This is a genomic window from Sphingomonas donggukensis (assembly GCF_023674425.1).
GTDB lineage: Bacteria > Pseudomonadota > Alphaproteobacteria > Sphingomonadales > Sphingomonadaceae > Sphingomonas > Sphingomonas donggukensis.
This window is the reverse complement of the sequence record NZ_CP098401.1, coordinates 70,894-94,065: the sequence shown is the minus strand read 5'-3', so window position 1 is coordinate 94,065 and position 23,172 is coordinate 70,894. Positions and strand designations below refer to the sequence as shown.

Annotated in this window: 19 protein-coding genes; 8 read left to right on the top strand and 11 right to left on the bottom strand. The window is 69.7% G+C overall.

From position 1 onward, the window contains the following. The gene (gene tldD / locus M9980_RS00420) at positions 1-1,425 is read right to left on the bottom strand and encodes a metalloprotease TldD (RefSeq protein ID WP_250752265.1); all 1,425 of its coding nucleotides are present in this window, start codon (positions 1,423-1,425) and stop codon (positions 1-3) included. A gap of 48 nt (positions 1,426-1,473) precedes the next feature. Beyond that, positions 1,474-1,704 (bottom strand): zinc-finger domain-containing protein, encoded by a 231-nt coding sequence (locus M9980_RS00415; RefSeq protein ID WP_250752263.1) that lies wholly within the window; start codon positions 1,702-1,704, stop codon positions 1,474-1,476. Positions 1,705-1,901: 197 nt separating this feature from the next. Here M9980_RS00415 and M9980_RS00410 point away from each other — a divergent pair, with 197 nt between their 5' ends. Next, positions 1,902-2,822, top strand: a complete 921-nt coding sequence (locus M9980_RS00410; protein ID WP_250752261.1) for an ABC transporter ATP-binding protein — start codon at positions 1,902-1,904, stop codon at positions 2,820-2,822. A 331-nt stretch (positions 2,823-3,153) separates the two neighbouring features. Here the strand turns inward: M9980_RS00410 and M9980_RS00405 are convergent, their stop codons facing one another. Then, positions 3,154-3,423, bottom strand: a complete 270-nt coding sequence (locus M9980_RS00405; RefSeq protein ID WP_250752259.1) for a hypothetical protein — start codon at positions 3,421-3,423, stop codon at positions 3,154-3,156. Positions 3,424-3,553: 130 nt separating this feature from the next. Here M9980_RS00405 and nadB point away from each other — a divergent pair, with 130 nt between their 5' ends. Both nadB and M9980_RS00395 read left to right on the top strand, forming a co-directional pair. Further along, entirely contained in the window at positions 3,554-5,140 is a 1,587-nt protein-coding gene (gene nadB, locus M9980_RS00400) for an L-aspartate oxidase (RefSeq protein ID WP_250752257.1), read from the top strand. A gap of 118 nt (positions 5,141-5,258) precedes the next feature. Continuing rightward, positions 5,259-6,383 carry a serine hydrolase gene (locus tag M9980_RS00395; RefSeq protein ID WP_250752254.1) on the top strand — a complete coding sequence of 375 codons (1,125 nt, stop codon included), beginning with the start codon at positions 5,259-5,261 and terminating at the stop codon, positions 6,381-6,383. Here the strand turns inward: M9980_RS00395 and M9980_RS00390 are convergent. Continuing rightward, entirely contained in the window at positions 6,380-6,979 is a 600-nt protein-coding gene (locus tag M9980_RS00390) for an SOS response-associated peptidase family protein (protein ID WP_250752251.1), read from the bottom strand. The two genes, M9980_RS00395 and M9980_RS00390, sit on opposite strands and share 4 nt — an antisense overlap. A 73-nt stretch (positions 6,980-7,052) precedes the next feature. Between M9980_RS00390 and polA the strand changes: the two genes are divergently transcribed. Genes polA through M9980_RS00375 form a run of 3 tightly spaced genes read left to right on the top strand, consistent with a single transcriptional unit; the run spans position 7,053 to position 12,611 of the window. Beyond that, the gene (gene polA / locus M9980_RS00385; protein WP_250752250.1) at positions 7,053-9,818 is read left to right on the top strand and encodes a DNA polymerase I; all 2,766 of its coding nucleotides are present in this window, start codon (positions 7,053-7,055) and stop codon (positions 9,816-9,818) included. A gap of 13 nt (positions 9,819-9,831) precedes the next feature. Next, entirely contained in the window at positions 9,832-11,082 is a 1,251-nt protein-coding gene (locus M9980_RS00380; RefSeq protein WP_250752248.1) for a cation:proton antiporter, read from the top strand. Next, positions 11,079-12,611 carry a lipopolysaccharide biosynthesis protein gene (locus M9980_RS00375; RefSeq protein ID WP_250752246.1) on the top strand — a complete coding sequence of 511 codons (1,533 nt, stop codon included), beginning with the start codon at positions 11,079-11,081 and terminating at the stop codon, positions 12,609-12,611. Before M9980_RS00380 ends, M9980_RS00375 begins: the two co-directional genes overlap by 4 nt. 129 nt (positions 12,612-12,740) lie before the next feature. Here M9980_RS00375 and purH read toward each other — a convergent pair whose 3' ends face one another. From purH to M9980_RS00355, 4 genes are all read right to left on the bottom strand, one after another. Beyond that, on the bottom strand, positions 12,741-14,324 hold the full coding sequence (purH, locus tag M9980_RS00370; protein ID WP_250752244.1) for a bifunctional phosphoribosylaminoimidazolecarboxamide formyltransferase/IMP cyclohydrolase: 1,584 nt from the start codon (positions 14,322-14,324) through the stop codon (positions 12,741-12,743). Between the two features lie 10 nt (positions 14,325-14,334). After that, positions 14,335-16,083, bottom strand: a complete 1,749-nt coding sequence (locus M9980_RS00365; RefSeq protein ID WP_250752242.1) for a heparinase II/III family protein — start codon at positions 16,081-16,083, stop codon at positions 14,335-14,337. Then, on the bottom strand, positions 16,080-16,736 hold the full coding sequence (gene rpe / locus M9980_RS00360) for a ribulose-phosphate 3-epimerase (protein ID WP_250752240.1): 657 nt from the start codon (positions 16,734-16,736) through the stop codon (positions 16,080-16,082). Before rpe ends, M9980_RS00365 begins: the two co-directional genes overlap by 4 nt. An 85-nt stretch (positions 16,737-16,821) precedes the next feature. Further along, positions 16,822-18,108, bottom strand: a complete 1,287-nt coding sequence (locus tag M9980_RS00355) for an RsmB/NOP family class I SAM-dependent RNA methyltransferase (protein WP_250752236.1) — start codon at positions 18,106-18,108, stop codon at positions 16,822-16,824. A 48-nt stretch (positions 18,109-18,156) separates the two neighbouring features. Between M9980_RS00355 and M9980_RS00350 the strand changes: the two genes are divergently transcribed. Then, positions 18,157-18,318 carry a DUF1674 domain-containing protein gene (locus M9980_RS00350; RefSeq protein WP_250755003.1) on the top strand — a complete coding sequence of 54 codons (162 nt, stop codon included), beginning with the start codon at positions 18,157-18,159 and terminating at the stop codon, positions 18,316-18,318. 32 nt (positions 18,319-18,350) lie between these two features. After that, entirely contained in the window at positions 18,351-20,204 is a 1,854-nt protein-coding gene (locus tag M9980_RS00345) for an AsmA family protein (protein ID WP_250752233.1), read from the top strand. Positions 20,205-20,581: 377 nt separating this feature from the next. Here M9980_RS00345 and M9980_RS00340 read toward each other — a convergent pair whose 3' ends face one another. From M9980_RS00340 to tsaD, 3 genes are read right to left on the bottom strand one after another with little or no spacing between them, the layout of a single operon-like run. Next, entirely contained in the window at positions 20,582-21,124 is a 543-nt protein-coding gene (locus M9980_RS00340) for a DUF1697 domain-containing protein (protein WP_250752230.1), read from the bottom strand. Beyond that, entirely contained in the window at positions 21,121-22,095 is a 975-nt protein-coding gene (locus M9980_RS00335; protein WP_250752227.1) for an NAD(P)H-dependent glycerol-3-phosphate dehydrogenase, read from the bottom strand. Before M9980_RS00335 ends, M9980_RS00340 begins: the two co-directional genes overlap by 4 nt. Further along, positions 22,092-23,117, bottom strand: a complete 1,026-nt coding sequence (tsaD, locus tag M9980_RS00330; RefSeq protein WP_250752225.1) for a tRNA (adenosine(37)-N6)-threonylcarbamoyltransferase complex transferase subunit TsaD — start codon at positions 23,115-23,117, stop codon at positions 22,092-22,094. The genes M9980_RS00335 and tsaD overlap by 4 nt, the downstream gene beginning before the upstream one ends. Positions 23,118-23,172: the final 55 nt, after the last annotated feature.

Genomic DNA, 23,172 nt, shown 5'->3' with positions numbered 1-23,172 from the left:
TCACGCCGTCCCGCCGACCGTCAGCCCCGCGACCAGCAGCGTCGGCTGGCCGACGCCTGCGGGCACGCTCTGTCCACCCTTGCCGCACATGCCGATGCCCTCGTCCAGCGCGAAGTCGTTGCCGATGCCGGTCACCTTGGTCAGCACGCTGGGGCCGTCGCCGATCAGCGTCGCGCCCTTGATCGGCGCGCCGATGCGGCCGTTCTCGATGCGATAGGCCTCGGTGCACGAGAACACGAACTTGCCCGACACGATATCGACCTGCCCGCCGCCGAAGGACTTGGCGAAGATGCCATTCTTCACGCGCAACAGCAGCTCGGCGGGATCGTCCCTGCCGCCGCGCATGAAGGTGTTGGTCATCCGCGGCATCGGCGCGTGGGCGAAACTTTCGCGCCGGCCATTGCCGGTCGGCTCCACCCCCATCAGCCGCGCATTCAGCCGGTCGTGGATATAGCCTTTCAGGATGCCGTCCTCGATCAGGATGTTCTCCTGCGTCGGCGTGCCTTCGTCGTCGATGCTGAGCGACCCGCGGCGGTCGTGGATCGAGCCGTCGTCGACCACGGTCACCCCAGGCGCCGCGACCCGCTCGCCGATCCGCCCGGAGAAGGCCGACGTGCCCTTGCGGTTGAAATCGCCCTCCAGCCCGTGGCCGATCGCCTCGTGCAGGATGATCCCCGGCCACCCTGCGCCCAGCAGCACCTCGAACTCTCCCGCCGGCGCGTCGACCGATTCGAGGTTGACGAGCGCCTGCGCCAGCGCCTCGTCGATCGCGCGGTTCCACGTCGCGGGTTGGAGCAGCCGGTCATAGGTCGTGCGCCCGCCGGTGCCGTAGCTGCCGGTCTCGCGCCGCCCGTTCGCTTCGACCACGATCGACACGTTCAGGCGGACGAGCGGGCGCACGTCGGTCGCGACGAAGCCGTCGGGGCGCACGATCTCGACCACGCTCCACGACCCCATCAGCGCGACCGACACTTGGCGGACGCGCGGATCGCGGGCGCGGGCGGCGGCGTCGATCGTCTGGCACAGGTTCACCTTGTCGGCGAACGGCACCAGGTCGAGCGGATCGGCGTCGGTGTAGAGGTGGCGGTTGGTGGCGCGCGGCGGTGCCGCCTTCGGACCCGTCGCCGGATCGATCAGCGCCATCGTCTCCCCCGCGCGCCGGATCGCCGCCTGCGACAGCTCGTTGGCGTGGGCGAAGGCGGTCATCTCGCCCGACACCGCGCGCAGCCCGAAGCCGGCGTGGGTGTCATAGCTCGCGGTCTTCAACCGCCCGTCGTCGAAGCCGAACGCCTCCGACTTGCGATACTGAAGGTAGAGTTCGCCATCGTCGGCGCGTGCCAGTGCGTCGGCGGTCAGCCGTTGCGCGGCATCGGGGTCGAGCCCGTCGCGGTAGAGGAACGAGCGAGGATCGGGGAGCGTGGCCATCGCGCCTAGATAGGGGGCCGCCGCGTCATGGCAAAGCGCCCGATTGCGTCAGCGCCCGGCGCCGTCCCCGTGATCGGACAATGTGCTCTGGTCCGCGCCATCAGCCGGCCCGCCGATCAAGATGAAGCGCCGATCGCAATAGCCGCAGTCGACGTAGCCGGTCTCGTCGATCTCCAGCCACACCCGCGGATGCCCGAGCGCCGCGGGCAGGCCGTCGTGCGCGCCATCGCAGGCGACACGGGTATGTGAGACGCGGGTGGTTTCGGGCGGAGCGATCATGGGGTGCGATTAGCGTGCGCCGTCGAGCGAAACAATCCTCCCCGCTCGGCGGGGAGGGGGACCGTGCGCAGCATGGTGGAGGGGGCCGCCACGGGCCCTGCGTCCAGAGGCCCGCCCCCTCCGTCACGCAGGCGCATGCCACCTCCCCGCGTGCGGGGAGGATTGGAATCGCCATCGCGCCGGCCTACACGCGCCCCATGACCGACGCCGCCATCGCCATCTCCGGCCTCTCCAAGACCTACGCCGGGGGCAAGCGCGCGCTCGACGATGTGTCGTTCGACGTGCCACGTGGGCAGATCTTCGGGCTGCTCGGCCCCAATGGCGCGGGGAAATCGACGCTCATCAACATCCTCGCCGGGTTGGTGAACAAGACCAGCGGCACCGCGTCGATCTGGGGGTTCGACATCGACGCGCATCCCCGCAACGCGAAGGCGGCGATAGGAATCGTCAACCAGGAAATCCTGTTCGATCCGTTCTTTACCCCCATCGAGACGCTGGAAATCCAGGCCGGACTGTACGGCGTTCCAAAGGCGAAGCGCCGCTCGCTCGAGCTGCTGCGCGCGGTGCATCTGGAGGACAAGGCGAACGCCTATGCCCGCACGCTGTCGGGCGGCATGAAGCGCCGGCTGATGGTCGCCAAGGCGTTGGTCCACACGCCGCCCGTCCTCGTTCTCGACGAGCCGACCGCGGGCGTCGATATCGAACTGCGCCAGCAGCTGTGGGCCTATGTCCGCGAACTGAATGCCGGCGGTGTGACGGTGGTGCTGACGACCCATTACCTCGAGGAAGCCGAGCAGCTCTGCGACCGCATCGCCATCATCAACCACGGTCGGCTGGTCGCCAACGAGCCGACCCGGGAGCTGGTCGGGCGCGCGCAGGAAAAGGTGGTCGAGGTGACCGTCGACCGCGACCTGTCCACCGCCCCCGCGGCCAGCTGTTTCGAAAAGGTCGAGGCTGCGGGCCGGGTACTGACCATCACGTATCGCAAGGACGTCGCCAACGCCGGCGAAGTCCTGGCCGCGGTGACGCGCGACGGCTACGGCATCGTCGACGTATCGACCAAGGAGCCGGACCTGGAGGACGTGTTCCTGAGCCTCACGCGGGCGTCGAACGGGTAGCAATGGGCGGGATGGGCTGAGGATCTGCCTCGGGCGGACGCAACTTTAGGCCGACCTCTACCCCTCACCCGTTCGCCTCGAGTAGCCGTCGAGCTTGTCGAGACGGCGTATCGAGAGGTGGGTACCCCAAGAGAAGGCTTCTCGATACGGGCTCTCGACAAGCTCGATCCCTACTCGAAGCGAACGGCATGGGGTGCGGTGGGAACCGCATAAGCCTAGCCCACGAAGCCCCACCCACGAAAAGGGCGTCCGAGTCACCTCGAACGCCCCTCCAACGCGAGCCGTGCTTGGGAGCGGCTCGGCTGTCTCGGTAAACGCGCGGGTGCGCGAATTACATTCCGTTCGCCAGGTTGGTGTCGGGATCGTTGGTGCGCATGTCCTCGGCCTGGTTCTGGCCGGTCGCGCGGACCGCGTCCGCCTGGTTCTCGAGGTTGTTCTCCGCAGCCGTCGTGGTGGCGTCGTCGGCCATGTCCTCGAGGTTGTCGGCGACCGCTTCGGTGTTCGCCTCGATATTGTCGGCGGCCTGCTCGCGCGGGGTGTTGTTGCACGCTGCGAGCGACACCAGGCCGGCCGCGAGGCCAAGAGCTAAAATCTTCTTCATGTGGGATATCCCTGTTCTGAAAGGCCGGAAAGCCAAGGGACACAAACCCTCGCCGCCCGAATTGTTCCGTAGGCGATATGTGTCGCACCCCCCCTGTCCCCGGCGCGGCGACCGTGGCAGACCGCGGGGCATGACCGATCCCAACAACACCGACGTCCTCGTCATCGGCTCCGGCGCCGCCGGGCTCACCGCCGCGCTCAACCTTGCCGAAAGCCACCGCGTCACGGTGCTGGCAAAGGGCGGGTTCGACGAAGGATCTACCGCCTGGGCGCAGGGGGGAATCGCCGCGGTGCTGGAGCCGGGCGACACGTTCGAAAGCCATATCGAGGACACGATGGTCGCCGGCGCCGGTCTGAACGACCGCGCGATCGTCGAATTCGTGGTGGAGGGCGCCCCCGCCGCGATCGCGCGGTTGCAGGCATTGGGCGTGCCCTTCGCGCAGGAGGAAGGCACGCTGCATCTGACGCGAGAGGGCGGGCATTCGCACCGCCGCATCGTCCATGTCGCCGATGCGACCGGCTGGGCGGTGCAGGAGGCCCTGCTGAAGGCGGCGAAGGCGCATCCCAACATCACGATGGTGCCCGACATGGTCGCGATCGACCTGGCGACCAGCCGGCATGAGGAACGCTATTCGGGCGCGGGCAACGTCTGGGGCGTGTACGCCTTCAACCGCCGGACCGGGCGGGTCGAGACCTATACCGCCCGCGCCACCATCCTCGCGACGGGGGGAGCGGGCCGCACCTACCAATTCTCCACCGCGCCGCGGGGCGCGACCGGGGACGGGATCGCGATGGCGTGGCGGGCGGGCGCGCGCATCTCGAACATGGAATTCATGCAGTTCCACCCGACCTGCCTCTACAATCTGGAGGTCAAGAACTTCCTGATTACCGAGGCTGTGCGCGGCGAGGGCGGGCAGTTGAAGAACCCGAATACCGGCCACCGCTTCATGACCGACGTCGATCCCCGTGCCGAACTCGCCCCGCGCGACGTCGTCGCCCGCGCGATCGATGCGGAGATCAAGCGGTACGGCCTCGACTATGTCCACCTCGACATCAGCCACATGCCCGCCGAGTTTGTGAAGGGGCATTTCCCCAACATCCACGAAAAGCTGCTCGGCCTCGGCATCGACATGACGACGCAGCCGATCCCCGTCGTCCCCGCCCAGCACTATACCTGCGGCGGCATCGTCATCGACCGCGACGGGCGCACCGACCTGCCCGGCCTCTATGCCGCGGGCGAATGCACCCAGTCGGGCTTGCACGGCGCCAACCGCCTCGCCTCCAATTCGCTGCTCGAATGCTTCGTGTTCGGCGACAGCGCGGCCAAGGCGATCACGGCGCGCTTCGACGAACTGCCGCCCGCCCCGCCGGTGCGCGCGTGGGACGAAAGCCGCGTCACCGATTCGGACGAGGAAGTCGTCATCAAGCAGAACTGGACCGAAATCCGCCGGTTCATGTGGAATTACGTCGGCATCGTCCGCACCACCAAGCGGCTGGAGCGCGCCGCCCACCGCATCAAGATGCTGAACGAGGAGGTCGCCGACTATTACGGCCATTTCCGCGTCACCCCCGACCTGATCGAGCTGCGCAACCTGCTGCAGGCGGCCGACCTGATCGTGCGATCGGCGCTGCACCGGCACGAGTCGCGCGGACTGCATTACACGCTCGACTATCCCGAAACGCTGGCGGAGCCCGTCGATACCGTGCTCGTTCCGTAGCCGTTCACCTTTCCACCGCTACCATGAGTCGTTTCGTCGCAATGGGTTGCGGCAACGGGTTGCCCGGTGGCGGGCGGCGCGGCCACATCACACCACGGGGCAAGGGCATTTCGAACCAGTGAGTTTCCTTTCGAGTTTCTCCACCCGCCAACGCAGCATCACGCTGGCCGGGCTCGCCCCGCTCGCGCTGATCGGCGCGGGCGTGCACACGTCGGTAGCGCAGCAGAACCTGTTGCCGCAGCCGACCTACCAGTCGCTGCTGCCGGTGCCGCAGGCGGCGCCGCGCACGCCGGCACCCGCGGCACTCCAGGCCGGGATCAACGCGCTGCGCGACCAGTTCGACGGGCTCGCCGGCGTCGCGGTGCGCTCGATCGACGACGGCTGGGCGATCGACAGCGTCGATGCCGACCGGCGCATGCCGCAGCAGAGCGTGTCGAAGCTGTGGGTGGCGATGACGGTCCTCGACCAGATCGACAGCGGGCGCCTGACGCTCGATTCGCCGGTGACGATCCGCCCGACCGACCTGACGTTGTTCCACCAGCCGGTCGCCTCGCTGGTCGCGAAGGACGGGGTGTATAACACGACCGTCCGCGACCTGCTCAATCGCGCGATGACGCAGAGCGACAACACCGCCAACGACAGCCTGCTGCGCACCGTCGGCGGGCCGACCGCGGTGCGCGCATTCATCACGAAGAAGAGCCTGGGCAACATCCGCTTCGGCCCGGGCGAGCGCCTGCTCCAGTCGAAGACCGCCGGGCTCACCTGGCGCCAGGACATGGCGATGGGTCGCGCCTTCGAGGCGGCACGCGCCCGCCTGCCCGCCGAGGTGCGCCAGACCGCCTACCAGAGCTATGTCAGCGATCCGCCCGACGGCGCCTCGCCGTCCGCGATCGCCTCGGCATTGGCGCGGCTGAAGAAGGGGATGATCCTGTCCCCGACCTCGACCGACTATCTGATGCGCACGATGGAATCGTCGAAAACCGGCAAGTACCGGATGCGCGGCGCCGTGCCCCCGGGGTGGAGCTTCGGGCACAAGACCGGCACCGGCCAGGATTTGCTCGGCCGCACCGCCGGCTACAACGACGTCGGCTTCCTGATCGCGCCCGATGGCCGCAGCTACGCGCTCGCCATCATGATCGGCGACACCCGCCGCCCGATCCAGCAACGACAGTTGCTGATGCAGGGCGTGGTGGCGCAGGTCGTCGCCAACCACCGCAGCACGGCGAGCTACGCCGACCGTTAGGCGCGGGCGACGTCGAACATCCCTGCCGGCGACGGCTGCAACAGGCTTTCGGGGGTTGGCGTGGCAGGATCGAGCCACGCCCCCCAGTCGCGCCGCTCGATCACCACCACCTGACGGCTGTGGTATGGCGCGACATCGGGTCCGGGCTCGCAGGTCAGCATGGTGTACGCCTCCCCGACCTCGGCATGCGCACGCCAGATGCCGGCGATCGCGAACCACGCTTCCCCCGCCTTGGTGAACGCCCACTTGTCCTTGCGCCGCCCCTTCTTCGGAAGCGCCGGATCGGCGGGCGGATCGGTGAATTCATAGAAGGCGTCGGCGACGATCAGGCAGCGGTGGCTGGCGAACCGCCGCCCCTCCGAGCGGAAATTATACACCGGCTTGCCGTGCGCACCCGGCCAGCTCCACCGCCGCACGACCAGTTCCGCGCCGCCCTCACCCGCGGCGCGCAGGATGGCGTTGCGATCGGTGATGCGGATGCTGGCGCGCGGTTCCAGGTTCGGCATGCCGTCGGGGAAATGCAGCGGGATGCGCAGATCGTGGAGGTCGTCGCGGATCAGCCCGGCGGCGACGCGGTTCGCCTGTTCGTTGCACATCGCTGTCGTCTCCCGTTCCGCCCATACCCGCACGGGGTTTGAGCCTGCCCCGCCCCCTGCTATCGCGGGCGGCATGCCCCACCTCTACCTCGTCGACGGCTCCGGCTATATCTTCCGCGCCTATCACCGCCTGCCGCCGCTCACCAACAAGCATGGCGAGCCGGTGGGTGCCGTCTATGGCTATACGACGATGTTGTGGAAGCTGGTGGACGAGCTCCACACCGCCGATGGCCCTACGCACATGGCGGTTGTGCTCGACAAATCGTCGAAGTCGTTCCGCAACGAGATGTACGACCAGTACAAGGCGCACCGCCCGCCGCCGCCCGAGGACCTCGTCCCCCAGTTCCCGATGATCCGCGACGCCACTCGCGCCTTTTCGCTGCCGTGCATCGACGAGGAAGGGTGGGAGGCCGACGATCTGATCGCCAGCTACGCCAAGGCGGCGCTGGCGCAGGGGTGGCAGGTGACGATCGTCAGTTCGGACAAGGATCTGATGCAACTGGTCGAGGACGGTAGCCTCGACCTGTACGACACGATGAACAACCGCCGCCTCGGGCGCGAGGCGGTGATCGAGAAATTCGGGGTCGAGCCCGCGAAACTGGGCGAGGTGCTGGCCTTGATGGGCGACAGCGTGGACAATGTCCCCGGCGTGCCCGGCGTCGGCCCCAAGACGGCGGCCAAGCTGATCCTTGAGCATGGCGACGTCGAGGGCGTGCTCGCCGCTGCGCCCGACATGAAGAAGGGCAAGCTGCGCGACAATCTGATCGAACATGCCGACATGGCGCGGCTGTCGCGCAAGCTGGTGACGCTCGCCTGCGACGTGCCGCTGCCCCATGCGCTGGAGGAGATGGAGCTGCAGGGGATACCCGACGCCCCCTTGCGCGCCTTCCTCGAACATCACGGGTTCAAGTCGCTGCTGGCAAAACTGTCCGCGGTCGCCGACGCACCGGTCGCGACCCCCGCCGTTCCGGGCGCACCGGAGGCGGAGGCCGATCCGCCCTGCGACCACGACGCCTATGAGACGGTGACGGACGCCGCGCGGCTCGATCACTGGATCCAGATCGCCCGCCACCAGGGCTTCGTCGCGATCGATACCGAGACGACCGGCCTCGATGCCACCCGCGCCGATCTCGTCGGAGTCAGCTTGGCGCTGCACCCCAATCTCGCCTGCTACATTCCCGTCGGCCATGGCGGGTCGGACATGTTCGCCGAACGGCCCGAGCAGATCGACCGAGCCGTCGTCGTCGCGAAGCTGAAGGAGCTGTTCGAAGACCCCAGCGTCCTAAAGATCGGGCACAATCTGAAATACGACATGATCGTGCTCGGGCGTTTAGGCATCGCGGTCGCCCCCTATGACGACACGATCGTGATGAGCTTCGATCTCGACGCCGGGCTGCACGGCCACGGCATGGACGAACTCGCCGCCACCCACCTCGCGCACAGCTGCATCGCGTACAAGGACGTCGTCGGCACCGGCAAGAAACAGCTCGGCTTCGGCGAGATCGACCTGAAATCGGCGACCCGTTACGCTGCCGAGGATGCCGACGTGACGCTGCGCCTGTGGCGACGGCTGAAACCGCGGCTGACGTTCGAGGGCGGGACGCGCGTGTACGAGATGGTCGACCGCCCGCTCCCCGCGGTCATCGCCGGCATGGAGTCGGCGGGGGTCAAGGTCGATCCCGATCTGCTCGCCCGCCTGTCGACCGACTTCGCCCACCAGATCGCCGCGCTGGAGGAACAGGTCCACGCTATCGCCGGGTTCAAGTTCACCATCGGCAGCCCCAAGCAGCTGGGCGACGTGCTGTTCGACAAGATGGGGATCAAGGGCGGGCGCAAGGGCAAGTCGGGGGTCTATTCGACCGACGTCAACGAGCTGGAGCGGATCGCCGCCGACAAGGATTCTCCGGGCCGCGAGATGGTGGCGAAGGTGCTGGAATGGCGCCAGCTGTCGAAGCTGAAATCGACCTATACCGACGCGCTCCAGGCGCAGATCAACCCGGCTACCGGCCGCGTCCACACAAGCTACAGCCTGACCGGCGCGCAGACCGGGCGGCTGTCCTCCACCGACCCCAACCTCCAGAACATCCCGATCCGCACCGAGATCGGGCGCCAGATCCGTGACGCCTTCGTCGCCGAGCCCGGCAACGTCATCCTCGCCGCCGACTATTCGCAGATCGAATTGCGCCTGGCCGCGCACATCGCCGACGTGCCGCAGCTGCGCGACGCATTCGCGCGCGGCGACGACATCCACAACATGACCGCGCAGGAATTGTTCGGGGAGGTCAATCGCGACACCCGCGGGCGTGCCAAGACGATCAACTTCGCAATCCTCTACGGAATCAGCCGCTGGGGCCTCGCCGGGCGGCTGGACGTCAGCGCCGACGAGGCGCAGGGCATGATCGACCGCTATTTCGAGCGGTTCCCCGGCATCAACCGCTACATCGCCGACACGCTGACCGAGGCGAAGGCGCGCGGCTATACCGAGACCCTGTTCGGGCGGAAGACGCATTTCCCGCGGCTCAAGTCCCCCAATCCCAACGAACGCGCCGGCAGCGAACGCGCCGCGATCAACGCCCCGATCCAGGGCACGTCCGCCGACATTATCAAACGCGCGATGGCGCGGATGGGCCCGGCGCTCGCCGCGGCCGGCCTGCCCGATACACGCATGCTGATGCAGGTTCACGACGAACTGGTGTTCGAACTGCCAGAGGGCGACGTGACCCGGGCGACCGAGGTCATCCGCCACGTGATGGCGACCGCCGCAGAACCCGCCGTCACGCTTTCCGTACCCCTGGGTGTCGACGTCGGCACCGGCAAGAGCTGGGGCGCCGCGCATTGACCCGTATTGCCGCATGACCCTCGAATCATTGTATATCCCCGCGCTGCTGGGTGGCGGCGCGCTGATCCTGCTCGTCGCCTGGTTGCCGCTCGTCATCCGCAAGCTGCCGCTGTCGCTGCCGATCGTGTGCGTCGCCATCGGTGCGGCAGTCGCGCTGTGGCCGCCTGTCGGGGCGCTGATCCCCAACCCGGTCGAGGCACCGACCGCGGTCGAGAAGCTGGCCGAACTCGTCGTCATCGTCTCGCTGATGGGGGCGGGTCTGAAGATCAGCCGCCCGTTCGGCTTCCGATGCTGGCAGATGACGTGGCGGCTGCTCGGCATCGCCATGCCGCTGACGATCGTCGTCTTTGCGCTGCTCGGCCACACCCTGCTCGGCTTCGGCTGGGCGACCGCGTTGCTGCTCGCCGCCGCGCTCGCGCCGACGGACCCGGTGCTGGCGAGTGACGTGCAGATCGAGGATCCGACCACCGACCAGGACGACGAGGCCCGCTTCGCGCTGACGTCGGAGGCGGGGCTGAACGATTCGGCTGCCTTCCCCTTCATCCACCTCGCCATCGCCCTCGCGACCGCGGGCGCGACCGGTGCGGCGCTCACCGAATGGGCGATCGACGCGGTTGCGATCCGCATCACCGTCGGGCTGGTCGCGGGCGTCGCCTGCGGGCGGCTGCTCGGCTGGGTGATCTACCACGTCCCCGGCAAGACCGACCTTGCCCGCACCGGCGACGGCTTCGTCGCGCTCGGCGGCACGCTTGCCACCTATGGCGCGACCGAATTGCTCCACGGCTACGGTTTCGTCGCGGTGTTCGTCGCCGGGCTCACCCTGCGCCGCATGGCCGAGGGGCATGATTTCAACCAGAAGCTCCACGATTTCGCCGACGAATTCGAACGCCTGCTGATGATGGTGCTGCTGGTCGGGTTCGGCGCGATGCTGACCGCCGCGGGGCTGCTTGGCGCGATCGGGTGGCGCGACGTCGTGTTCGCCGTCGTCGCGCTACTGCTGGTGCGCCCGGTCGTCGGCTGGCTCGCGCTGATCGGCAGCGGTCGTCCGGCGGGCGAGCGGGCGGTCGTCGCGATCTTCGGGATTCGCGGGCTGGGATCGATCTATTACCTGGCCTATGCCCTGAACCACGCCGGGTTCGAGACGCCGGCGCGCCTGTGGGGGATCGTAGCGTTGGTGGTATTGCTGTCGATCCTGGTCCACGGCGTCACGGTGACGCCGGCGATGCGCCGCCTCGACCGCGCGTTCGGGCGCCCGGCCAAATGACCGATACCGCCGCACAGCCGGCCCAGCAGGACATTGCCGCGCTGGCGAAGGGGGGCCGGACCAACATCCTCGGCTTCTTCCTGCGCCTCGCCGCGCGCCTCCCCTTCCTGTTCATCGCCGGGCGGCTGTACGGGCCGGAGATCGTCGGGCGGTTCGCGCTCGCGGTCGTCGTCGTCGAATTCGCCGCGCTGGTCGCGACGCTGGGGCTGAAGCGCGGCCTCGCGCAGGCGCTGACCTCGACCGACCGCCCCCATGTCCATGTCGTGTGGGACGCGATGGTCGTCGCCTTCGTCGCGTCGATGGTGGCGAGCGCACTGCTGTTCGTGTTCCCGCAGGCGATGTTCCCGAACAGCCGGGTCTCGGGCCTGGAATGGCTGTTGCCGACGATCGTGTTCGCGATCGCCTGGTCCGACGTCAGCCTAGCCGCGCTCGCGTACCGCCTGAACGTCAAGGCGACGGTGACCGCGCGCGCGGTGGTCGAGCCGTGGACGATCAGCATCGCCGCCTGGGCGCTGTATTACGTGTCGTCGCGCGACGGGCTCATCATCGCCTATGTCCTGTCGATGGCGGCGGCGCTCACCGCGTCGCTCATTCCCTTCATCCGCAGCTACGGCCTGCCGCGCGGATGGCGGCCACAGGTCCGCCCGCTGTTCGCACTCGCCCGCCGCAACGCGCCGCTCGCCGGGGCCGACACGCTCGAATGGGCGACGCGCAACGTCGATCGCTTCATCCTGGGCATCCTGTTCACGCCCGCGATCGTCGGCATCTACTACATGGCGCAGCAGGTGGCGTCGCTGCCGCAGAAGCTGAAGACCAGCTTCGATCCCGTCCTCGGGCCGGTCATCACCCAGAGCCTGAAGGACGGCGACCGCGCCGCCGTCGCGCATCAGGTCGCGCAGGTCGGCTTCTGGATCGTCGCCGCGCAAGGCGGCCTCGCGCTGATGGGCTCGGTGCCGGGCGAAGCGGTGATGGGCGTCGTCGGGCCGCAGTTCGTGGCGGGCACCGCGGCGCTCGCCTTCCTGCTGGTGGCGGAGGTGTTCGCCTCGCCCGGCGCGGTCAGCGAATCGGCGCTGGTCTATGTCGCGCGGCACCGCAACCTGATGATCTCGGTCGGCGTGCTGCTGTTCCAGATTGCCTTGAGCTTCGCGCTGATCCTCGCGATGCGCTGGGCGGGGTGGCCGGTCAATTTCCAGGCCGCGGGCGTCGCGGTCGCGCTGATGCTCGCGCTGCTCGGCGGATCGCTTGCCAAGACGTGGCTGGCGAAGCGGCTGCTGGGGGCGAGCGTGAACCCCCTGCGCTGGCCGCTCGTCTGGGCCGCGCTGGCGGCGGGACTGGTCGGTTGGGGATTCACTACCCTGCCCAAGCGGCTGGAGTGGGCCGAACTCATCATCGGCTGCCCGGCGATCGCCGGCACCTATTGCCTGATCCTGTGGAAATGGGCGTTCCGCGACGACGACCGCGCGCTGTTCCGCAAGATGCCAAAAGCGGACGATGCGGTGCCGGGCGAGGGGTTGCTGGAGCGAGCGTGACGACCCGTCCCCAGAGCTGTTCCCCGGCAAAGGCCGGGGCCCAGTTGGGGGGACGATCATGGCGACGGGTAGCGCGAAGTAACACGCGTGCCGCAACTGGACCCCGGCCTTCGCCGGGGAACAGGATGCTCAATGCCGGAAGTGGCGCATTCCCGTGAACACCATCGCCAGGCCCGCTGCATCCGCCGCGGCGATAACCTCGTCGTCGCGGATCGATCCGCCCGGCTGGATCACCGCGGTTGCCCCGGCCTCTACCGCCGCCATCAATCCGTCGGCGAATGGGAAGAACGCGTCAGACGCCACCGCCGAACCGATCGTGCGCGGCTCAGGCCACCCGGCGCGTTCCGCTGCATCCTTCGCCTTCCACGCCGCGATGCGCGCGCTTTCCAGCCGGTTCATCTGCCCCGCGCCGACGCCCGCGGTCGCACCATCACGCGCATAGACGATCGCGTTCGACTTGACGTGCTTGGCGACGGTCCAGGCGAAGCGGCAGTCGGCCATCTCGCGGTCGCTTGGCGCACGCTTCGTCACGACCTTCAGCTCGCCCAGCCGGCCATTGTCGCGCGCCTGCAACAGCGCGCCGCCGGCAATCGTCTTCAGCATCATGCCGCCGCGCGCCGGATCGGGCAGCGGCCCGGTCAGGATCAGCCGCAGGTTCTTTTTGCGCGCGAACACCGCCAGCGCCGCCTCGTCGGCATCGGGCGCCGCCACGACCTCGGTAAATATCCCGCTGATTGCCTCCGCGGTCGGCCCGTCGAGGGGCCGATTGACCGCGATGATCCCGCCGAACGCCGACACGCTGTCGCACGCCAGCGCCGCCTCATACGCCTCTACCAGAGTCGCTCCGGTCGCGACGCCGCACGGATTGGCGTGCTTGACGATCACCACGGTCGGCGGCCCGTCGCGGAATTCGCTGACCAGCTCCAGCGCGGCATCGGCATCGTTGAGGTTGTTGTAGCTCAACTCCTTGCCCTGGATCTGGCGGTGGTCGGCGAGCGATCCCTGCGGCGCAAACGCGGGCAGGTACAGCGCCGCCGACTGGTGCGGATTTTCGCCATAGCGCAATTCCTGCCCCAGCTTCAGCGGCACGCTGAGGCTCGGCGGGAACATCGTGCCCTGATCGGCGAATGCGAACCACGACGCGATCATCGCGTCATATTCTGCGGTCGCGGCATAGGCCTTCGCCGCCAGCCGCCGCCGCGTCGCGAGCGTGGTTGCGCCGCCCCCCGCGTCCATCTCCGCGACGACCGCGGCATAATCCGCCGGGTCGGTCAGGATCGCGACGCTCGCGTGATTCTTGGCCGACGATCGCACCATGCTCGGCCCGCCGATGTCGATGTTTTCGATGATGGTGTCGCGGTCGGCGCCCTTCGCGACCGTCGCGGCGAAGGGATAGAGGTTGACGACCACCAGATCGATCATGCCGATCCCGTGCGCGTCCGCCGCCGCCATATGCTCCGGCGCGTCGCGCCGCGCGAGCAGCCCGCCGTGGACGACCGGGTGCAGCGTCTTCACGCGCCCGTCCATCATTTCCGGGAAACCGGTCAGGTCGGCGACGTCGCGCACGTCGAGCCCGGCATCGCGCAGCGCCGCGGCGGTACCTCCGGTCGACACCAGCTCGACCCCGTGCCGCGCCAGCGCCTGCGCCAGTTCGACCACACCGGTCTTGTCCGACACCGACAGCAGCGCGCGGGCGACCTTCACCTGATCCATGTCCATTCCCTTATTTCGATCGGTGGAACCACCAGCTGACGCTCGTCCCGCCGGGCGTCGCCTCGCCGGAGACGACGATCTGTTCGGTCGGGTGCGGGCGCCCGTCGCCGTCGATCCACAGGCTTTCCTCGAGCGCCAGCACCGCGCCCTTGCAGCGGAACTGCCACAGGATGTTGCCGGGCAGCCTCAGCACCGCGCCCTGCCCGTCCGCGGTCGCCGCGACCTCGACCGTGGGGGCTAGGTGAAAGCGGATCGCGAAACCCTTCGCCTTGGGTCGCGTACGCCCGGACGGGATCAGCGAATCCTCGCCGCGCACGTCGCGCCCGTCCGATCCCAGCGCGATCGTGCGGCGGTGGAGGAACCCCATGCGCCGGACATAGCCGTCGTGGCTCGCCTCGATCCGGCTGGCGGCGTCGGTCTCACCCCGCGCCAATTCGACCTCGCCGACCCCGCGACCCAGCGACCCGTCGGCCTGGAGCGCCGTCGAATTGGCGTCGCCCAGCACCAGGGTCGAATGCGCCGCGGTCGTGCGCAATCCCTCGCACAGCGCCGCGGGCAGAGTCGCGTTCGCCATCCGCGCGCCGCCGCAATTGACGACGATGCGGTTCGGCCCGTCCGACAGCTCGAACGCCAGCGTGGAGGCGCATCCGCCATCGACCGCGCGCGCGACCGGCGGCGGGGCGGCGTCCATCACCAGCAACGTGCCCATCGCCGACAGCCGCTGATACCCCCATTCGCGCGCCTGGCGCAGCGGGCGGGTGCGCACGCCACTGGCCGTCACCACCGCGTCGATGGTGTCGCCCGAAATCGGCCCGCCGCCCTGCCAGCTGCTCAGGCCGCGGTCGCCGTGGGCGAGGCCCAGCAACGGCGGGACCAACCGGTTCACCGCCATCTCGGCGGCGTCGGGCATGTCCATCCGCCGGGCGGCATAGACCGCGCGCAGAGCCACGAGCAGCATCAGCGCATCGAGTTGCCCCGCGCCGGAACGTCCGACGATGCCGCCGTCCGACGTGATTGATGCATCCAGCGCCCGCGCCAGCCCGGCCTCGCCCAGCGCACGCCGCGTGTCGCCGCCGGGGATCAGCAGCCCCGCCGCGACCACGCCCGACCAGGCCGCGATCCGCCCCGGACCCGCCGGCGCGCGGTCGGCAGTGCGCTCCAGATGCCGCGCCCCGCGCGCGAGCGTCGTCAGCAGCTTCGATCGATAGATCAGGTCGGTCGACGACAGGATCAGCGGCGCGTGCGCCACCCACGCCAGGATGCGCCGTCCCCACAGATCGGGGCGCCACGCCGGGTCGGCGACGGCATCGCCGTGCGCCGCCAGCCAAGCACGGGTCAGATGCTCCGCGACCGGCGCGGCATCGGCGCGGGTCGCGACGGTCGACAGGTCGCGCAGCCACGCAAAGCTGTGGAGGTGATCGCCAAACGCGCGCGACCAGTCGGCAGCCTTCAGGTCGAGCCCGACGACCGCCCGCCGCTCGCCCCGAAACACCAGCGTCCCGTCGAGCAGCGCGCGCCCCCGCGCGACATCGCCCGCAAACGGATCGTCGGCAACCGTCAGCAGCTTCAGCGGATACCGCCCGCCGAGCCTCAGCCCGTGAAACGGCGTCCGCCACGCCAGCAAATGCAGCCGTTCGGCCAGCCGCTCGGCCAGCGAGCGCCCGCTGTCCCCGCCGACACGGATCAGCCGCTTGCCCTCGTCGATGCCGTCGGCGCCGGGCTCGTCGGCGAGTGGGTCGATCCCCGGTCGCGCGGTCATTCGCCGCGCAGCGCCCGGATATTCGCCGCGTAGTGCTCCGCCCCGCCGCGGAAGGTGGCGGTGCCCGCGACCAGCACGTCGGCACCCGCATCGACGCAGGCGCGCGCGGTCGCGACGTCGATGCCGCCGTCGACCTGCAGGTCGATCGATCGCCCGCTCATCTCGATCATCTTGCGGATCGCGGCGATCTTCTTCAGCTGGCTGTCGATGAAGCTCTGCCCGCCGAAACCGGGATTGACGCTCATCACCAGCACCAGGTCGACCATGTCGATCAGGTAATCGAGCATCTTGGCGGGCGTGCCTGGGTTCAGCACCACGCCCGCGCGCTTGCCCAGCCCCTTGATGCGCTGGACCGTCCGGTGGATGTGCGGCCCGGCCTCCGGGTGCACCGTGATGATGTCGGCCCCCGCCTCGGCAAAGGCGTCCAGGAACGGATCGACCGGCGCGATCATCAGGTGGACGTCGAACGGCTTCGTCGTGTGCGGGCGCAGCGCCTTCACCACCGCCGGCCCGATCGTGATATTGGGCACGAAATGCCCGTCCATCACATCGACATGCACCCAGTCCGCCCCCGCCGCATCGATCGCGCGGACCTCCTCGCCCAGGCGCGCGAAGTCGGCGGACAGGATCGAAGGCGCGATGCGGATAGCCATGCGCGCGGCCTTAGCATGGCCGGGCGGCGGGGCAAGCGCGCGGAGCCGTCCCCCGCCAAACTAGCCGCCGTGCTCCCGCGCAGGCTCACCCCGTCCGCATCATCCGGCAGATGAAGAACCCGTCGAGTCCGCCCACGTCCGCCAGCATCCCCGGCAGCACCCGCACCCAGCCGCGCGAGGCGGCGGGCAGGCCGTCCGGCAATTCGTCGGGCAGCGCCGGGTCGATCGCAAAGTCACCGCGCGCGGTTAGGAACGCCTCGACCTGCGCCTCGCCTTCCGCAGGTTCAAGCGAACAGGTGGCATAGACCAGCAGCCCGCCCGGCCGCACCCAATCGGCGGCGCGCGCCAGGATACGCGCCTGCAACTCCGCCATTTCGGCGATCAAGCGCGGGCCCGAACGATGGAGCACGTCGGGATGGCGGCGGAAAATCCCGGTCGCGCTGCACGGCGCATCCAGCAGCACCGCGTCATACGGCGCCTCCGCCTCCCACTTCAGCGCGTCGGCGGTCACCACTTCGGCCTCCAGCCCGGTGCGCGCCAAATTCTCGTTCAGCCGCCCCATCCGGCTTTGCGCGATATCGAGCGCGGTCACCTGCCACCCCGCCGCCGCCAGCTGGAGCGTCTTGCCCCCAGGCGCCGCGCACAGGTCGAGCACGCGGCCGGTGCCCGCCCCGATCAGCCGCGCGGGGATCGATGCCGCCAGATCCTGCACCCACCAGCCACCCTCGGCAAAGCCCTCCGCCGCCACCACCGGCGCACCCGCGGGCAGGCGGATGTGGCGCGGCAACAGCGCGGTGCCGTCGGGATGCGCAACATCGTCGGCCTTCAGCGACAGGTCGAGCGGCGGCGGCGCGGCGATCGACCGGCGCGCCGCCTCGGCCACGCCCGCGCCCCATTGCGTGGTCCACCGCTCGACGATCGGCGCGGGCAACGTCGGCAGCTCGGGCAGCGTCGCGCCCTGACGCATCAGCGTGCCGAACACGCCGTGGACCAGCTTGCGCGGCCCTCCGTCGACCAGCGGCAGCACGGTCGCGATCGCCGCATGCGGGGGCGTGCCGAGCACCAGCGCCTGCGCCAGCGCGATGCGCAGCACCGCCCGCGCCTTCGCATCCTCCGCCAGCACCAGCCGCGTCGCCGAATCGATCAGCGCATCGAGATCGGGCAGCCGCCGCAGCACCTCCGCCGCAAGCGCATGCGCAAGCGCGCGGTCGGGCGGATGGTTCAGCCCCTGCGTCGCGTTGTGCAGCGCCGTCTCCAGCGGCTGGCCGCGCCGCTGCACCGCATCGAGCAGCTTCAGCGCCGCCCGCCGCGCGGGGACTCCGGGCGCATCTTGGGTGGTTTCGTCGCGTCGGGTCTTGTCGGGGGCTGCCATCGCGCCGATGTGGCCGCTATCGTGCCGCGTAGCAATCAGGAGATGGTGATGGGTCAGCGCCCCGCCCATGTGAAACCGCCCGCAGACATGCCGCCGAGTCCGCCGGTGCCGCAGCCCGAACCCCTGGTCCGCCCCGACCACGACCCGATGGGGCTCGATCCGGTCCGCTACGGCGATTGGGAGAGCAAGGGCATCGCCATCGACTTCTAGGAACCAAAACGCTTCCGAAACGTCCCGCCGCGATGGCATTTCTTCGCGCGCGGTGGTTCCGCATTACCCTGATCGTTCTGGCTCTGCTCGTCGCAGCCGCGCTGCTGTTCGTCGCGGCCTTCCCGGTGGGATCGCTGAAGGGGGTGGCCGAGGACCGGCTGTCGGCGCGGTTCGGGCGGCCCGTGACGATCCGGTCGATCGAGCGACAGGAGGCGTTTTCCTTCCACCCGACCATCATCGTCCGCAACGTCCGCGTGCCGCAGGCCGCCTGGGCGGGCACCGGCGATCTCGCCAACATCGGCGAGATTCGGACCACGCTGCGCGCGCTGTCGCTGTTGCGCGGGAGCTTCAGTCCCTCGACCATCCTTGCCCGCGATGTCCGCCTCGACCTCGTCCGCGACGCGAACGGGCGGCGCAACTGGGACAAGGCCGACAGCGCCAACACCGCCGGCGGCGACGCGCCTCAGCTGGACGGCCTGCGCGTCGAGAACGCCGTCGTCCGCTACCGTGACGCGAAACGCGGGCGCAGCTTCACCGTCACCGTCGCCGCCGACCAGGCACAGGGCATCCGCGTCGCCGGCACCGGCCTCGTCCGCGGCGCGCCCGTGAAGGTCGCCGCCTCCGGCCCCGGCATCGGCGACGCCTACAAGCCGTGGCCGTTCCGGGTCGCGATCGACGGCGCGGCGCTGACCCTCCACGCGCAGGGCACGATGGACAGCCCGCTGAACGCCGACCACATGGCGCTTACCGTCACCGCCAAAGCCGACGACCTGAAGCTGATCGACGCGATCATCGAGGCGGGGCTGTTCGGGACGCAGCCCGTCACCCTGTCGGCAAAGGTGCGCCACGACGATCCCAAATGGGTCATCACCGAGCTGAAGGGCACGATCGGCAGCTCGCCGCTGTCGGGCCGGCTCGACGTGACGAAGGAGGATGGACGTACGAAACTCGACGGCGACGTGCGCTTCGCCCGGCTCGACTTCGCCGACCTCGCCGACGATCGCGGGCAGGCGGCCGCCGCCGCCCGGCTGCGCGCGGAGGGGCCGAAGATCGTGCCGCCGACGCGCATCAACATCCGCAAGATCGACAGGACCGACGGGCGCATCGCCTTTCGCATCGACCGCATCGCCAGCGCGCGGGGGCCCACCTCGCTGACCGGCATCCGCGGCGTGATGACGCTCGATCACCAGTTGCTGACGGTGGCGCCGCTGGCCGTCGGACTGACGCGCGGCGCGATCACCGGGCGGGTGGTGGTGGACCAGCGCGGCGAGCGGCGCGTGCCGACGGTGACGCTGGCGCTCGACATGACGGGCAGCAGCATCTCAGCACTCGCCGGCAGCGGGGACGTCAGCGGGCGGCTGGACGCCCGCGTGCGCCTCGCCGGCATCGGCAGCACGCTGCGCGAAGCGGTCGGCGCGTCGGACGGCAGCATAGGCATCGTCGCGCGCGACGGCGCGCTGCCGGCGAAGATGGCGGCGATGCTCGGCTTCGACGCCGGCCGCGCGCTCACCACCGACGACGACAAGCGCGCGGTTCTGCGCTGCGCCGTCGTGCGCCTCGCGGTGGCGAACGGCCGTGGCACCTTCGCGCCGCTGATCGTCGACACCAGCGCCAGCCAGACCCGCGGGACAGGCGGCGTCAGCTTCCCGTCCGAAGCGATCGCAGCAACGCTGACCGGCGCGCCCAAGCGCGATTCGGTGCTCCGCATCCCCGGATCGGTCACCGCTACCGGCACGATCCGCGACCCGCAGGTGGTGGTGCCGAAGGAGGTGAAGTCGGTCGGCAACATCCTGAAGGGCATCGGTCGCGCGATCACCGGCAAACAGGGCCCGACCGCCACGGACGCCGACTGCGCGGGCTTGAGCCGGCGCGCGATCGGGCGGTGAGGGACAGTAAGCGCCCCGCTCCTCCGCCCCCACCCGTTCGCCTCGCGGAGTCGTCGAGCTTGTCGAGACGACGTATCGAGAGGTCGATGCCACAAGATAGCCCTCTCGATGCGGGCTCTCGACTTCGCTCGATCCCTACTCGAGGCGAACGGATTTCTGGAGCGGGCCGGGCGTGAAAAGTCCCGTTCGTGCTGAGCGAAGTCGAAGCACCTGATCCGAATGTCGCAACGTACGCCCCCCCAAAAAAACCGTTCGCTTCGAATAGGGATCGAGCTTGTCGAGAGCCCGTATCGAGAAGTCTCCTCTTGAGGCATCCACCTCCCGATACGCCGGCTCGACGGCTACTCGAGGCGAACGGGCTGTGGCGGGAGGTGCCCCTACCCCTTCACTATCGCGAGCAGCTTCCCGACCGTATTCCAGTTCCGCGCGGTGTTGAGCTTCGGAAACTTCGCCCGCGCCATCGCCTGTGGCAGCGTCGAAGTCCCGATCCCCTCGGCATAATCGACGTACAGTTCGCGCCCGTGGGCGAACAGCGTCTCCGGCCCGTCATGCGCGGCGGTCATGGCCGCGACCAGATCCTGCGGCACCGGATCGCGGTGGAAATGCACCAGCAAGTGGCTCGGTCGCACCCTCGCCTGTTCGGCAAACGGATTGGCGGCGATCACCGCGCGCAAGTCATCGGCACTGCGCACCAGGAAATCGGTCGTCAGCCCCAACCGCTTCGCCGCCTCGCGCTCCAGCCGCGCCTCCAGCGCGGCGCCGTCCGTCTCCGGCGTATCGAATACGACATTGCCCGACGCCAGCAACGTCCGCACCTCGCCATACCCCAGCGCTGCGACGAACCCGCGCAGGTCGGCCATCGGCAGCTTGCGGTTGCCGCCGACGTTGACGCCCTTCAGCAGCGCCGCCCAACGCTTCATACTTCGGCCCGGAGCGGCCTCGCCAGCAGCCGCTCGACGATCGCGCGCACGTCGGCCCCCTCCAGCAGGTCGCAGACCGCAGCGACGACCGGCATGTCGACGCCCGCCTCCGCCGCTGCCTCGCGCAGCACCGGCGCGGTATGCGCGCCCTCCGCCACCGTCCGCCGGTCGGCGAGCAGCTCCGCCGCCGCGCGTCCCTGACCCAGCCCGACGCCCAGAGAGAAATTGCGCGAGTTGGTCGACGAACACGTCAGCACCAGGTCGCCCAGCCCCGACAGTCCGGCGAGCGTTTCGCTCCGCGCGCCCTTCGCCAGCCCGAACCGCGTCATCTCGGCAAAGCCGCGCGCGATCAGCGCGGCGCGCGCGTTCAGCCCCAGCCCCGCGCCCTCGACCACGCCGCACGCGATCGCCAGCACGTTCTTCACCGCCCCGCCGATCTCGGCGCCGACCACGTCGCCGCTGGCATAGGGGCGGAACGCCGGGCTCGCGAGCCGATCGGCCAGCCGCGTGCGCAGGTCGGCATCCTCGCACGCCAGCGTCACCGCGGTCGGCTGCCCCGCGGCCACTTCATGCGCGAAGGTCGGGCCGGACAGCACCGCGATCGGCGCGCCCGGCGCGGCGGCGCGCGCGACTTCGCCGACCAGCATCCGCGTCCCCGCCTCGATCCCCTTGGCGCACAGGACCAGTGGCGTCGCGCCGACCGGCGTCGCCATCAGCACGCTGCGGACATGCTGCGCCGGCGCCACCACCAGCAGCGCGTCGTGTCCGGCCAGATCGTCCAGCCGACCGGTCGCGCGGATGCTGTCGGACAGCGCCACGCCTTTCAGGAACACCGCGTTCTCATGTGCGTCGTTGATCGACGCGACCACCTCGCTCTCGCGCGCCCACAGCGTCACCGGCTGCCCACCGCGCGCCGCCACCTGCGCCAGCGCGGTGCCCCAGGCGCCGCCCCCGATCACGCCAATCCTCATGCCTTCACTCCTGCCCCGCGCACCGCTTCCGCCTCAGGATCGAGCGGCCAGCGCGGCCGCGCCATCGTGTCGAGCGGATCGGTCAGCCCGGCGGCGAACCGCTCAGCCCCCGCCCAGGCGATCATCGCGGCATTGTCGGTACACAGCCACAGCGGCGGCGCGACGAAGCGCAGGTCGTGCTGCGACGCCAGTGCCTCCAGCGCGCCGCGCACCGCTGCATTCGCGGCGACCCCGCCCGCCACGACCAGCGCGGTCGCCTGCGGTGCACGGCTGAGCGCCAGCCGCGTACGATCGACCAGGCAATCGACCACCGCCTGCTGGAACGACGCGGCAAGATCCTCAGGGGTTGCGCTGCCCACCGCGCGCGCCACCGCCGCCTTCAGCCCGGCGAACGAGAAATGCGGCTCGCCCGATCGCAGCAAGGGCCGCGGCAACGGCACGCTGTACGGGTCGCCCTCCAGTGCCGCGCGCTCGACCGCCGGCCCGCCGGGAAAGCCCAGCCCCAGCAGCTTCGCGGTCTTGTCGAACGCCTCGCCCGCGGCATCGTCGATCGTGGTGGCGAGCCGCCGATACCGCCCGACGCCCTCGACCAGCAGCAGCTGGCAATGCCCGCCCGAGACGAGCAGCAGCAGGTACGGAAATTCCAGCGTCGGATCGGCCAGCCGCGGCGACAGCGCATGTCCCTCCAGATGGTTGACCGCGACCAGCGGCTTTCCCGCCGCATGCGCCAGCGCCTTGCCCATCACCAGCCCGACCATCACCCCGCCGATCAGCCCCGGCCCCGCCGTCGCCGCGACCGCATCGACCTCGCTAAGCGTCACACCCGCCTCGTCCAGCGCTGCGGTCACCAGCGGCCCCAGCGCCTCGACATGCGCGCGCGCCGCGATTTCGGGCACTACCCCGCCATATGGGCGATGCGCGGCTTCCTGCCCCAGCAGCCGGTGCGCCAGCACCCGCCGGTCGCCGGTCACCAGCGCCGCCGCCGTCTCGTCGCAACTCGATTCAAGGCCCAGGATCAGCATGGCGGCATCCCTAGCCACTCGCCTGCCGCTTGTCGAAGGGCGGTACTTCGGCCTA

Bases quoted from the DNA above. Each gene is read 5' to 3' on its own strand.
- tldD (WP_250752265.1), bottom strand. From the start codon at position 1,425: ATGGCCACGCTCCCCGATCCTCGCTCGTTCCTCTACCGCGACGGGCTC.
- M9980_RS00415 (WP_250752263.1), bottom strand. From the start codon at position 1,704: ATGATCGCTCCGCCCGAAACCACCCGCGTCTCACATACCCGTGTCGCC.
- M9980_RS00410 (WP_250752261.1), top strand. From the start codon at position 1,902: ATGACCGACGCCGCCATCGCCATCTCCGGCCTCTCCAAGACCTACGCC.
- M9980_RS00405 (WP_250752259.1), bottom strand. From the start codon at position 3,423: ATGAAGAAGATTTTAGCTCTTGGCCTCGCGGCCGGCCTGGTGTCGCTC.
- nadB (WP_250752257.1), top strand. From the start codon at position 3,554: ATGACCGATCCCAACAACACCGACGTCCTCGTCATCGGCTCCGGCGCC.
- M9980_RS00390 (WP_250752251.1), bottom strand. From the start codon at position 6,979: ATGTGCAACGAACAGGCGAACCGCGTCGCCGCCGGGCTGATCCGCGAC.
- polA (WP_250752250.1), top strand. From the start codon at position 7,053: ATGCCCCACCTCTACCTCGTCGACGGCTCCGGCTATATCTTCCGCGCC.
- M9980_RS00380 (WP_250752248.1), top strand. From the start codon at position 9,832: ATGACCCTCGAATCATTGTATATCCCCGCGCTGCTGGGTGGCGGCGCG.
- M9980_RS00375 (WP_250752246.1), top strand. From the start codon at position 11,079: ATGACCGATACCGCCGCACAGCCGGCCCAGCAGGACATTGCCGCGCTG.
- purH (WP_250752244.1), bottom strand. From the start codon at position 14,324: ATGGATCAGGTGAAGGTCGCCCGCGCGCTGCTGTCGGTGTCGGACAAG.
- M9980_RS00365 (WP_250752242.1), bottom strand. From the start codon at position 16,083: ATGACCGCGCGACCGGGGATCGACCCACTCGCCGACGAGCCCGGCGCC.
- rpe (WP_250752240.1), bottom strand. From the start codon at position 16,736: ATGGCTATCCGCATCGCGCCTTCGATCCTGTCCGCCGACTTCGCGCGC.
- M9980_RS00355 (WP_250752236.1), bottom strand. From the start codon at position 18,108: ATGGCAGCCCCCGACAAGACCCGACGCGACGAAACCACCCAAGATGCG.
- M9980_RS00350 (WP_250755003.1), top strand. From the start codon at position 18,157: ATGGGTCAGCGCCCCGCCCATGTGAAACCGCCCGCAGACATGCCGCCG.
- M9980_RS00345 (WP_250752233.1), top strand. From the start codon at position 18,351: ATGGCATTTCTTCGCGCGCGGTGGTTCCGCATTACCCTGATCGTTCTG.
- M9980_RS00340 (WP_250752230.1), bottom strand. From the start codon at position 21,124: ATGAAGCGTTGGGCGGCGCTGCTGAAGGGCGTCAACGTCGGCGGCAAC.
- M9980_RS00335 (WP_250752227.1), bottom strand. From the start codon at position 22,095: ATGAGGATTGGCGTGATCGGGGGCGGCGCCTGGGGCACCGCGCTGGCG.
- tsaD (WP_250752225.1), bottom strand. From the start codon at position 23,117: ATGCTGATCCTGGGCCTTGAATCGAGTTGCGACGAGACGGCGGCGGCG.